10 protein-coding genes are annotated in these 11,895 nt (G+C 64.1%); 4 read left to right on the plus strand and 6 right to left on the minus strand.

Annotation, left to right across the window (positions count from 1 at the left end; translation table 11 throughout):
- Window positions 1-953 (minus strand): aldehyde dehydrogenase family protein (locus EN749_RS19940; protein WP_128363778.1); only part of this gene is annotated, 953 nt, incomplete at its 3' end.
- An 11-nt stretch (window positions 954-964) separates the two neighbouring features.
- Window positions 965-1,351 (minus strand): 5-carboxymethyl-2-hydroxymuconate Delta-isomerase, encoded by a 387-nt coding sequence (locus EN749_RS19945; RefSeq protein WP_127808416.1) that lies wholly within the window; start codon window positions 1,349-1,351, stop codon window positions 965-967.
- Window positions 1,352-1,564: 213 nt separating this feature from the next.
- Here EN749_RS19945 and hpaR point away from each other — a divergent pair, with 213 nt between their 5' ends.
- Complete coding sequence (gene hpaR / locus EN749_RS19950) at window positions 1,565-1,960, plus strand: homoprotocatechuate degradation operon regulator HpaR (RefSeq protein ID WP_245491458.1); 396 nt, start codon at window positions 1,565-1,567, stop codon at window positions 1,958-1,960.
- 88 nt (window positions 1,961-2,048) lie between these two features.
- On the opposite strand, the gene EN749_RS19955 is transcribed toward hpaR, so the two are convergent.
- The 4 genes from EN749_RS19955 to EN749_RS19970 form a co-directional block, all read right to left on the minus strand.
- A complete protein-coding gene (locus tag EN749_RS19955; RefSeq protein WP_245481820.1) occupies window positions 2,049-3,164 on the minus strand; it encodes an aminomethyltransferase family protein in 1,116 nt (371 codons plus the stop codon).
- Between the two features lie 69 nt (window positions 3,165-3,233).
- Entirely contained in the window at window positions 3,234-4,010 is a 777-nt protein-coding gene (locus tag EN749_RS19960; RefSeq protein ID WP_127320873.1) for an ABC transporter substrate-binding protein, read from the minus strand.
- A gap of 125 nt (window positions 4,011-4,135) precedes the next feature.
- Window positions 4,136-5,893 (minus strand): hydantoinase B/oxoprolinase family protein, encoded by a 1,758-nt coding sequence (locus EN749_RS19965; protein ID WP_128363781.1) that lies wholly within the window; start codon window positions 5,891-5,893, stop codon window positions 4,136-4,138.
- Between the two features lies 1 nt (window position 5,894).
- Window positions 5,895-7,979, minus strand: a complete 2,085-nt coding sequence (locus EN749_RS19970) for a hydantoinase/oxoprolinase family protein (protein ID WP_128363782.1) — start codon at window positions 7,977-7,979, stop codon at window positions 5,895-5,897.
- Window positions 7,980-8,199: 220 nt separating this feature from the next.
- On the opposite strand from EN749_RS19970, the gene EN749_RS19975 reads away from it, so the two are divergent.
- From EN749_RS19975 to EN749_RS19985, 3 genes are all read left to right on the plus strand, one after another.
- Window positions 8,200-9,027 (plus strand): ferredoxin--NADP reductase, encoded by an 828-nt coding sequence (locus tag EN749_RS19975; protein ID WP_127380900.1) that lies wholly within the window; start codon window positions 8,200-8,202, stop codon window positions 9,025-9,027.
- A 152-nt stretch (window positions 9,028-9,179) separates the two neighbouring features.
- On the plus strand, window positions 9,180-10,229 hold the full coding sequence (gene deoC, locus EN749_RS19980; protein ID WP_127380899.1) for a deoxyribose-phosphate aldolase: 1,050 nt from the start codon (window positions 9,180-9,182) through the stop codon (window positions 10,227-10,229).
- Window positions 10,230-10,300: 71 nt separating this feature from the next.
- Window positions 10,301-11,895, plus strand: a 1,595-nt coding sequence (locus tag EN749_RS19985) for an aldehyde dehydrogenase family protein (RefSeq protein WP_128363783.1), incomplete at its 3' end; no start/stop codon positions are given.

Consider the following 11,895-nt stretch of genomic DNA (forward strand, 5'->3'; position numbering starts at 1 on the left):
GCGGTGAAGCTTTCATATATCGAGGCTTCGACCAGCAGCCGCGACGACGAGGTGCAGCGTTCGCCATTCAGCGAATAGATCATGAATACGGCGGCGTCGGCGGCGCGCTCGAGATCAGCGTCGGCAAAGACGATCACCGGGTTCTTGCCGCCAAGCTCGAAATGCACGCGCTTCAGCGTGTCGGCGCCTTGTTTCATGATCATCGAGCCGGTGCGGCTCTCGCCGACAAAGCCGATCGCCTTGATGTCGGGATGCTCGGTCAACGCCTTGCCGGCATCTTCACCCAGGCCGTTGACCAGGTTCCAGACACCCTTCGGCAGGCCGGCCTCCTCGGCGATCTCGACCAGCAGGCGGGCGGTCAGCGGCGAGAATTCAGCCGGCTTATGAACCACGGTGCAGCCGGCCGCCAGCGCCGGTGCGATCTTCCAGGTCGACAGCATGAACGGCGTGTTCCACGGCGTGATGATGCCGACCGGGCCGATCGGCACCCGTGTGGTGAGGTTGACCTGGCCCGCGGTCCGCAGCGTCTCGCCGTCGCGCGCTTCGGGCGCACGGTCGGCGAAGAAGCGGAAATTCTCGGCACCCCGCAACGCCGCCTTGGCCATGAACTTTAGCGCCTGGCCGGTATCCATGCATTCGACGAAGGCTATCTCCTCGGCACGCGCCTCGATCGCGTCGGCGATTCTGTGCAGCAGCTTCTTGCGCGCTTCGCCCGGCATGGCGGCCCAGGCCGGAAACGCAGCCTTGGCTGCCCTGGCGGCGCGGTCGATGTCGGCGGCTCCGCCGCGCGCGACGCTTGCCAGCGGCTTCAGGTCGACCGGCGACAGCGTTTCGAACGTCGCGCCGTCGAGCGCCGGTACCGCCTCGCCGCCGATCTGGTTCAACACGCCGTCGCGCTTGAAGCGGGCCAGATAGGCCTCGGCCTTGTTCAGATTGCCTTGCAGGTCGGACATATCGGGTTCCGTCACTTGCCGCGCAGTCGCGGGTGGATTGCGTTTCTCTTCCAACTCAGCTCCGGGTCGATTTCCCGGATTTCGAGCGACAGGGCGAAATGCGGGGTCTCGAACAGGGTGGCAAGGTATTCGCTCACCGCCGCGAAGACGGCCTCGCCGGTCCGCTTCTTCTCATCAGGGCTGCGGCCGGTGCCGATGCGGAACGACATGTCGAGAAAGGCGTTTTCCGGCAGACTGTCGGCCATCGCGTAAGCCTCGGCGCGAAAGGCCCGCACTCGCACGGCGCCGGTCTCGAACAGCCCGGTGTCCAGCACGGTGCGCAACACCAGCGCGCACAATTCGCCCATGTCGACCCTGGCATCGAGATTGGCTGAATACTCGATGGAAAAGTGTGGCACGGCGTTTCCCTGGTCTATTGCTTTTGTTGTAGTTAACGCGTTAATTACATGCAGCGCCGACGAAGTCAAGTCTTGCATCGGCCTTGGCGCAACGATACGGGATGGCAGCAACGGGCCCTGGCAGGCGGATTCGGCTGAGGGAAGGCCTGTTTTCGATCGCAAGCGTGGGAGGCTCTTTTCTTGCTGCCTGAAAACACCCGTCGTTCCCTGCCGATGGCGCTGCTTCATGCCCGCGAAGCGGTGATGGCGCGGTTTCGGCCGATGCTTGCGGCGCATGACGTGACCGAACAGCAATGGCGCGTGCTGCGCGTGCTGAGCGAAGCCGGCCCGGTCGAGGCGACGGAACTCGCCGACCGCGCCTCGGTTTTGCCGCCCAGCCTGACGCGCATCATCAAGGCGCTCGAGGGCCGCAGATTCATCACCCGCAACAAGGCCGAAGGCGACGGCCGACGCGTCGTTCTAACCATTGCGCCCGCCGGTTCCGCCCTGATCGACGCCCTGTCGCCGGAGCGTCGCGTCATTTATGACGACATCGAACAGCGCTTCGGCCACGAAAAGCTCGAGCAGTTGCTCGATCTGCTGGAGACGCTGATCGACGGCGAGAGCTGATCGTTCCGGCTACCGCAGAGGTTTCGACGGTCGCTTGGTTGACGGCCCGCATACCTTGAAAATGGCCGAAACACCCGATGGGGGTCAGCTAACCTCGCAACCTCGCCCCTTCCGGATCGAAGAACGGTATCGGCGCCGCGACCGCACGCGTCGGCTTACCACCGATATCAATGCTCAATTCGGTGCCGACAGCCGTGAAGGGCAGCCGCAGATGCGCGGTGGCCAGCACCTTGCCGAGGGAATAGCCGTGGTCGCTGTAGGTGACGATGCCGGCGTCCTCGCCATCGGCCAGAATCCTGGCATCGGCCGCGGCCGGCTTGTCGCCGTCGAGGATCAGTCCGACCCATTGCTCGTCGAGGCCCTTGTCGCGAACCTTGAGCAAAGCTTCGCGGCCGATGAAATCGCCCTTGTCGAACTTGATCCAGCGGTCGAGGCCGACATGGAACGGGGTGCGGGTCTCGTCCATGTCGATGCCGTGCGCCGGATAGGCCTTTTCCAGGCCCAGCGTGAACATCGCCAGCACGCCATAGGGTTTCAGGCCAAAGTCACGGCCGGTGCGCATCAGCGCGTCCCAGAGAGAGGCCGCCTCGTCGGCCGGCACGAACAGTTCGAAGCCGAGTTCGCCGGTGACGCCGGTGCGCGAGATCAGTACTCTCGTGCCGTTGATATGGCCCGACGTGAACGACCAGCGCTTCAGTCCATCCAGATCGGCATCCGCGATCAACGCTTTCAGCAGTTCGCGCGAGCGCGGACCCTGGATGGTCGGGAAGGCGATGGCCGCCGTGATGTCGGTGACATAGGCCTTGCGGCCCTGAGCGTGATGCTGCAGCCAGGGCAGCATCTTCAGGCGGTTGACCGAGCCGGTCACCAGCATGAAGTGCTCCGGGCCCAACCGAAACACGGTGAGGTCGTCCATGATGCCGCCATCCTCGCGGCAGACCGTGGAATAGCGGACCTGGCCCGGTTTCATGGCAGCGGCATTATTGACGATGACATGGTTGACCAGCGCCTCGGCCTCCGGCCCCTTGATATCCATCTTGCCCATCGTGCTGAGATCCTGCACGCCGACATTCCTGCGGGTGTTCAGGTGCTCGTCGGCAATGCCGGAATAAGTTTTGGCCGAGATGAAATCGCCCCCGACACGACCCATGGTCGCGCCCAGCCCGACGATGCTGCTGTAGAAAGGGGAACGCCGCTCAGCCAAGGAAGTCTCCATCGTTCAAGAAAAACGGCAGCGCCAGGCAGCGCTGCCGGAAGGCATCTGTTGTCGTTCTCAGCTGCCGTAGACGTCGAAGGAAAAGTATTTGTCGTTGATTTCCTTGTACTTGCCATTGGCGCGCAGCGCGTCGATGGCCGCATTGAGCTTGTCGGCCAACTCCTTGTTGCCCTTCTGCAGGGCGATGCCGACGCCGGGGCCGTGTATGGCCGGATCGGCCGTCAGCGTGCCGAGCAGCTTGCAGCAGGCGCCGTCTGGCTTCTTCAACCACTCGGTCAGGATGATCGAGCCGTCCATCATCGCGTCGAGGCGGCCATTGGCCATGTCGGTGCGGGCATCGTCGCCCGTCGGATAGGCCTTGACCGTCGAGCCTGCATATTTCTGGTCGGCGAATTTCTGGTGGATGGTCGCGGTCTGCACGCCGAGCGCCTTGCCTTTCAGATCGTCCGGCGAGGTGCCTGATATGGTCGAATCCTTCGGTACGGCGATGGCCGGCGGCGTCTGGTAGTATTTGTGGGTGAACTCGACCTTCTCGGCCCGCTCGGGCGTGATGGTGATGTTGATGATGGCGTCGAACTTGCCGGCCTGCAGCGCCGGTATGGAACCATCGAAATCCTGCACGCTGAACTCGCATTCGGCCTTCATCTCGGCGCATAGCGCCTTCCCCAAGTCGATGTCGAAGCCGCCCAGCGTGCCGTCGGCACTGGCGTAATTGAAGGGCGGATAGGCGCCCTCGGTGCCGATCCTGAGTTTTTTGTCCTGGGCGGAGGCGGCGCCCGTGGCAAGGGTGAGAGCGACGGAAGCGGCAAGCACGAAACGACCGAAAAGACGCATGTTCGAGTTCCCCGTTGAAAGCGGGAAGTCTACGGGCTTTCATGATCCCGGCGGAGACGGAAACGACATGCGCTGCGGCGATCGCGGCGCGGCGAGCGGACCAAGCCCTCACGATTGGTCGTGCGTTAGCCGGCGCGCTGCTTGTTCGTCGCTGTCCGGTCGATGCCGAGTTCGCCTGCCGAGAGGACAACGCCAAATTTTTCGTTGGCTTCCTCGACCGTATAGTAACCCAACGCCACGTCGCGCAGCACCAGATCCGGATCGCGCTGCAGCGGATCGCCGTAGCCGCCACCGCCCGGCGTGCCGACACGCACGCGGTCGCCGGCCTTGAGCGCGATGTCCTGCTCCTTGGACAAATGCGGTGGTACATGTTCCTCGCCGTTGCGGAAGACGGTCACCATGTTGACCGCGCCATCCCTGCCGCCGAGTGCGCCTTGGGGGCCGAAACGGCCGTGATCCATGACGAAAGAAGCACGGGCGTCACCGCGCAGGATTTCGACCTCATAGGCGAGCCCGAATCCGCCGCGATGCTTGCCGGCGCCACCCGAACCTTCGCGCAGGGCATAATGGCGGTAGAGCACAGGAAAGGCCTGCTCCATGATCTCGACCGGCGGCGATTTGGAAATGCCGATGGTCGAGCAGCCATTGGTCAGCCCGTCATGGCCTGAATTGCCGCCATAGCCGCCGCCGGAGATCTGGTACATGACGTAGTCGCGGCCGCGCGCCGGATCGTTGCCGCCGAGCGCGAAATTGCCGCTGGAGCCGGCGGGCGCCGCCGTCACCTTGTCCGGCAACGCCTGCACCATCGCCGCGAACACCGCTTCCGCGATGCGCTGCGACACTTCGGCCGCGCAGCCCGATACGGGGCGCGGATATCTGGCATCGAGGAACGTGCCTTCCGGCCGCTTGACTTCAAGCGGTTCGAAGGCACCGGCGCTGATCGGCACATCAGGGAAAATGTGGCGCATGGCGAGATAGACCGAGGACAAGGTCGTCGCCAGCACACTGTTCATCGGCCCGGCGCAGGGCTCTGACGAGCCGGTGAAATCGAAGGTCAGCGTATTGCCTTTTTTCTCGACGGCGAGCGCGATGGTCAGCGGCTCGTTAACCACCCCGTCGGAATCGACAAACGCCTTGGAATGGTAGATGCCGTCGGGAATGGCTGAGATGTTGGCGCGCATCTGCTCGGCCGCGCGGCGGCGCAGTTCGGCGATCGCCTCGACAACCGTTTCATCACCGTAACGATCCAGGATCCCATTGAGCCGGTCCTGGCCGATCAGCAGTGCCGCAGCCTGGGCGCGGATGTCGCCGATGCGCTGGTCGGCAACGCGGATGTTGGAGCAGATGATGGCGTAGATTTCCGGATCGAGCACGCCCTTCTTGAACAGTTTGACCGGCGGCAGTCGCAGGCCTTCCTGCTCGACTGCGGTCGCCGAGGCCGAAAAACCGCCCGGCACCGAACCGCCAATGTCGGGCCAATGGCCGGTGTTGGACAGCCAGCAGAAAATCTTGCCGTCCCGGTAGACCGGCATGGCGAAGCGCACATCCATCAGATGGGTGCCGCCGAGATAGGGGTCGTTGACGATGTAGATGTCGCCCGGCTCCGGGGCCAAGCACCGGCCATCGGCGATCATCTCGATCACCGTCCTGGTCGAATATTGCATGACGCCGACGAACACCGGCAGGCCCTGGCTGCCTTGCGCGATCAGCGAACCATCGACGGCCGAATAGATGCCGTCGGAGCGGTCATTGGCCTCGGCGATGACAGGCGAGAAGGCGGCGCGCGAGAAGGTCAGGTCCATCTCGTCGCAGACCTGCTGCAGTGCCGCCTGCAGGACCGAAAGGGTGATGGCGTCGAGCTTTGCCCTATCAAGATTTGGCATCTCAGGCCTCGCCAATGTCGATGATGATGTTGCCGTCGGCGTCGCTGCGTGCGCGGTCGCCGGGCTCGAGCACGGTGGTGGCATCCATCTGTTCGAGGATCGCCGGCCCTTCGATTTCAGCGTCAAGCGGCAGCTTTTCACGCGCGTATACCGGCGTGTCGTGCCATTGGCCGGCGTACCAGACCGGCCGGATCTCGCGCCGCGCCTCGTCGAGCGTTGTTGCGCGCCCAGCCGGGTCGATCAGGCGCGACAGGTCTATCGACGGGCGGACGCCCGTCACCGAGGTGTTGAGATTGACAAGGTTGGCGCGGATTTCCGGCAGTTCGACCTTGAAGCGGGCAAAATAGGCCTTTTCGAAAAGCTGCTGCAGCGTTGCCCGAGTCACCGATGAGGACGGCAGCGGCACGTTGATGATGTGGGTCTGGCCGACGAACTGCATGTCGGCGGAGTGCGTGACGCGGATCGTCTCCGGCTTCACCGCTTCCTTGCCGATCAGCTCTTCGCCTTCGTTCCGGTGCCGTTCCAATACGGTGCGAAGCTGTGTTTCGTCGAGCACCGCCACCGGCTGGTTGACGGTGTTGACGAAATCATGGCGCAGGTCAGCGACGACGCAGCCGAGTGCGTTGGTGATGCCCGGACGCGCCGGTACCAGCACCTTGGGCAGGCCGAGTTCGCGCGCCAGGGCCGTTGCGTGCAGCGGGCCGGCGCCGCCAAAGGCGAACAGCGTAAAATCACGAGGGTCATGGCCGCGCGATACCGAGACCATGCGGATGGCGCCCGCCATCTTCATGTTGCCGAGCCGCAGCACCGCGCCCGCCGCCTCGACGCCGGACAGGCCGGTCGCCTTGCCTATCTTGTCTTCGAAAATGCCGGTGACGCGCTCTGATGTGACGGGATTTTGGACCGCCAGCAGCTTCTTCGGCGCCAGCCGGCCGAGCACCAGATTGGCGTCGGTGATGGTCGGCTCGAGACCGCCGCGTCCGTAGCAGATCGGGCCGGGATTGGCGCCGGCACTTTCCGGACCGATCTGGATCAGGCCGGCCGCATCGACGCGGGCGATCGAGCCGCCGCCGGCGCCGACCGTGTGCACCGCCACCATCGGCACATGGATCGGCATCGCATATTCGATCTCGATCTCGTTCGAGACTGCCGGCTCGGCATTGCGGATCAGCGCCACGTCGGTCGAGGTGCCGCCCATGTCATAGGTGACGAGGTTTTCGAAGCCGGCGCGTTTTCCCGTGTAGGCGGCGGCGATGACGCCGGAGGCCGGGCCGGACATGACCGTCTTGGCCGATTCACGTGTGACGAAGCGGGCCGAGATCATGCCGCCATTGCCGTTCATGATCAGGAAGTCGCGGGCATAGCCTTTCGCGCCCAATTCCTTGCGCAGCCGCTCGACGTAGCGCTCGAGGATCGGCTGCACGGAGGCGTTGACCGAAGCGGTCACGCCGCGTTCGAATTCGCGCGCTTCCGACAGCAGCGCATGGCCTGCCGTGATGTAGCCGTTCGGCCAGAGTTCGGTGGCGATTTCGACGGCGCGCCGCTCATGTGCCGGGTTGGCGTAGGAATGCAGGAAATGGATGACCAGGGATTCGCAACCGGCCGCTATCAGCGTCTGCACTGCGTCGCGCATCTCGGTCTCGTCGAGCGGCGTGCGCACCGCGCCCGATGCTTCGACGCGCTCCGAGACTTCGAGCCTGAGATTGCGCGGAATGATCGGCACGAAGCTGCCGGTCATGCCATAGGCCTGCGGCCGCGTGCGCCGGCCCAGTTCGATCACGTCGCGAAAACCGCGCGTGGTGATCATGCCGGTTTTCGCCAGCCGGCGTTCGAGCACCGCATTGGTGGTGGTGGTCGTGCCATGCACGATGAGGTCGATGCTATCGATGGCAAATCCGGTGGCGCCGAGTGCCGAAACCACACCGAAAGCCTGGTTGTCCACCGTGGTCGGCGTCTTGGCCAGATACACCCGGCCGCCGTCGCTTCCGTCGATCAGGAGCAGGTCGGTGAAGGTGCCGCCGACATCGATACCGGCGACGACATTTCCCCGGGAATTGCGCGCTTGCGCCGAAATATTCTCTTCCATCGTCGAAACCCGAAATGCGCGGACTACGGATATGCGCCAGTTTGGAAAGCTGTTTTAAGGGAGCATCTTGACGCAAATATCGTTTGTATACTAATAAATTCCGGACACAAGAGCTTGCCGCTTTGCAGTGTGCGAACAGCCCGCCGGGATCTGAATGGTCCGGGCGTGCAGGTGAAAGTTTGGCGCCCGCGTCCACGGTTGGGCCAGAAGGTTGGTTTTGATGAACACCACATCCGCTCTCAACACCGTCGGCGCCCGACCGCTGCAGTTCCCGATTCCGGCCAACGTCTATGCCGAAACCGTCGTCTCGGTGAAGCACTATACCGATCGGCTGTTCTCGTTCCGCATCACCCGTCCGCAGTCGCTGCGCTTCCGCTCCGGCGAGTTCGTCATGATCGGCCTGCCCAATGCCGAGAAGCCGGTGTACCGCGCCTATTCGGTGGCGAGCCCGGCCTGGGACGAGGAGCTGGAATTCTTCTCGATCAAGGTGCCGGACGGTCCGCTGACCTCCGAACTGCAGAAGATCCAGGTCGGCGATACGGTTATCATGCGCCAGAAGTCGACCGGCACGCTGGTGGTCGACGCGCTGACGCCGGCCAAGCGGCTGTTCATGATCTCGACCGGCACCGGCATCGCGCCTTTCGCCAGCCTGCTGCGCGACCCCGACACCTACGACAAGTTCGATCAGCTGATCCTGACCCATACCTGCCGCGACAATGCGGAACTCACCTACGGCCAGGAGCTGGTCGCGGCGTTGGAAAGCGACCCGCTGATCGGCGAACTGACCACTGGACGCGTCACGCTCTACAATTCGACGACCCGCGAGGACTCAGCGCGCATGGGCCGCATCACCGCGCTGATCGGCTCCGGCAAGTTCTACAGCGATCTCGGCATCGACAAGCTCAGCCCGGAAACCGACCGCATCATGATCTGCGGCTCGATGCATATGCTGAAGGACGTCAAGGAACTGGCCGAAAGCCTTGGCTTCGAGGAAGGGTCGCTGAGCCATCCAGCGACTTTTGTCGTCGAGCGCGCCTTCGTCGGCTGAGACGCACCAACATCTCGAAGTCTATGTTTTTGACCGCACGGTCAAAAATTGCTGCTTTCGCCGCCTTTTTCGGTTATGACCGCCCGCAGGACTCGTGAAGTACGGCTTCACGGGCTATCTTCGGCACACGTCGCTGAATGAAAGGGCAGGAGATGAGCAGCACAATCCGCGAAGCCGATGTCGGCTCGTCCAAGGTGACGCCGCTGCCCGCGCGTGCCGCCGCCAACACAGCCGTTCCCCCGGACCATCGCATTGCGCGCAATCCAGGCATGAAGCTCGACCTCGGCTTCATGGAATCGGTGCGCAGCGTCAATCGCTCGGCGCTGGAACGGCGCGTCGCCAGCCTGACCAAGCGGCGCTCGATAAAGGCCGACAACCAGGCGGCCTGGCTGCTGCGCGCCGTCGCCTGCATGGATTTGACGACGCTGAATTCCAACGATACCGAGGAGCGTGTGCGTCGGCTCTGCGCCAAGGCGATCAATCCGTTCCGCCGCGACATCGTCGAGGGCCTCGGCATATCAGGTGAAACCATCCGCCCGGCCGCCGTCTGCGTCTACCATCCCTTCGTTGCCACCGCCGTCGATGCGGTGCGCGGCACCGGCATCCATGTCGCCGCCGTTTCCACCGCCTTCCCGCATGGCCTTACGCCGCTGTCGACCCGCCTGCAGGAGATCGAGGCCTCGGTCCGCGACGGCGCCGACGAGATCGACGTCGTCATCCCGCGCGGCCTGGTGTTCGGGGCCAAGTGGCGGGAGCTTTACAACGAGATCGTCTCGATGCGCGCCGCTTGCGGTGACGCGCATCTGAAGGTCATCCTCGGCACCGGCGACCTCGCAACGCTGCGCAACGTCATGCTGGCCTCGATGGTGGCGATGATGGCAGGCGCCGACTTCATCAAGACCTCGACCGGCAAGGAAAGCGTCAATGCGACGCTGCCCGTCGGCCTCGCCATGGTGCGCGCCATCAGGGCCTATTTCGAGGAAACCGGCTATCTCATCGGCTTCAAGCCGGCCGGCGGCATTTCTACCGCCAAGGCCTCGCTCGACTGGCTGGTGCTGATGAAGGAAGAGCTCGGCCGGCCATGGCTGGAGCCAGACCTGTTCCGCTTCGGTGCGTCGAGCCTCTTGACCGACATCGAGCGCCAGCTCGAGCACCATCTGACCGGACACTATTCGGCCAATCATCGCCACGCGATGGCTTGAGAGATTTACCCCCACCCGATCGGCAAGCCGATCGACCCTCCCACAAGTGGGAGGGGTGAAGGAGGCGCCCAATGAACATTCTCGACCGCTACCACGCCATGGAATACGGCCCGGCGCCGGAAGCCCGCAACGAGGCCGACGCCTGGCTTGCCGCGCGCGATTTCGGCAAGGCGCTGTTCATCGGCGGCGACTGGAAAGCCGCGTCCGGCGGCAAGACCTTCAAGACCAGCGAGCCGTCTTCCGGCAAGCTGCTGGCCAACGTCTCGGACGCCAATGCCGCCGATATCGACGCGGCGGTTGCGGCCGCCGCCAAGGCGCTGCCGAAGTGGTCGGCAGCCTCAGGCTATGTCAGGGCCAAGGTGCTCTATGCCATCGGCCGCGCCATGCAGCGCCACCAGCGCCTGTTCGCGGTGCTTGAGACAATCGACAATGGCAAGCCGATCCGTGAAAGCCGCGACATCGACGTGCCGCTGGCGATCCGCCATTTCATCCACCATGCCGGTTGGGCGCAGGCGCTGGACAAGGATTTCCCCGGCCACAGGGGTGTCGGCGTGGTCGGCCAGATCATCCCGTGGAACTTTCCGCTGCTGATGCTGGCCTGGAAGATCGCGCCGGCGCTCGCCGCCGGCTGCACCGTGGTGCTGAAGCCGGCCGAGTTCACGCCGCTGACCGCTATCCTGTTTGCCGAGATTTGCGAACGCGCCGGCGTGCCGAAAGGCGTCGTCAACATCGTCCAGGGTGGGCCGGAAGCGGGCGCGGCAATCGTCAACCATCCCGGCATCCAGAAGATCGCCTTCACCGGCTCTTCCGAGGTCGGCAAGATCATCCGCAAGGCTACCGCCGGGTCAGGGAAAAAACTGTCGCTGGAGCTCGGCGGCAAATCGGCCTTCATCGTCTTCGAAGACGCCGATCTCGACAGCGCCGTCGAAGGCCTGGTCGATGGTATCTGGTTCAACCAGGGCCAGGTCTGCTGCGCCGGCTCGCGGCTGCTGGTGCAGGAAGGCATCGCCGACGCCCTGATCGCCAAGGTCAAGACGCGTATGCGCCGGCTACGCGTCGGCAGCCCGCTCGACAAGAACACCGATATCGGCCCGCTGGTCGACTTGACCCAGCTTGACCGCGTCAAGGGCCTGGTTGCCGAAGGTGCCAGGCAGGGCGCCGTCTGCTGGCAGCCGGATGCGGCGCTGCCGTCTTCCGGCTACTACCATCTGCCGACGCTCGCCACAGGTGTTTCGCCGGCTAACATATTGGCACAAGAAGAGGTGTTCGGCCCTGTTCTGGCGACCATGACCTTCCGCAACACCGAGGAAGCGATCGAGCTAGCCAACAACACGCGCTACGGGCTCGCCGCCTCGGTGTGGAGCGAGAACGTCAACCTTGCTTTGCACGTCGCGCCGCAATTGAAGGCCGGCGTGGTCTGGGTCAACGGCACCAACATGTTCGACGCCGCCTGTGGCTTCGGCGGCTACCGCGAGAGCGGTTTCGGCCGCGAGGGCGGCCGCGAGGGCATGTTCGAGTATCTCACGGCAAAATTGCCGCTCGGGCCGGTCATCAAGCCGGCGACGACCTCCGCACAGCCTGTCGAGCAGGCCGACGGCTCGGCAATCGACCGCACGGCAAAGCTGTTCATCGGCGGCAAGCAGGTGCGGCCGGACGGCAATTATTC

Origin of the sequence: Mesorhizobium sp. M7A.F.Ca.ET.027.02.1.1, assembly GCF_004022985.1 — a bacterium.
Taxonomy (GTDB): Bacteria; Pseudomonadota; Alphaproteobacteria; order Rhizobiales; family Rhizobiaceae; genus Mesorhizobium.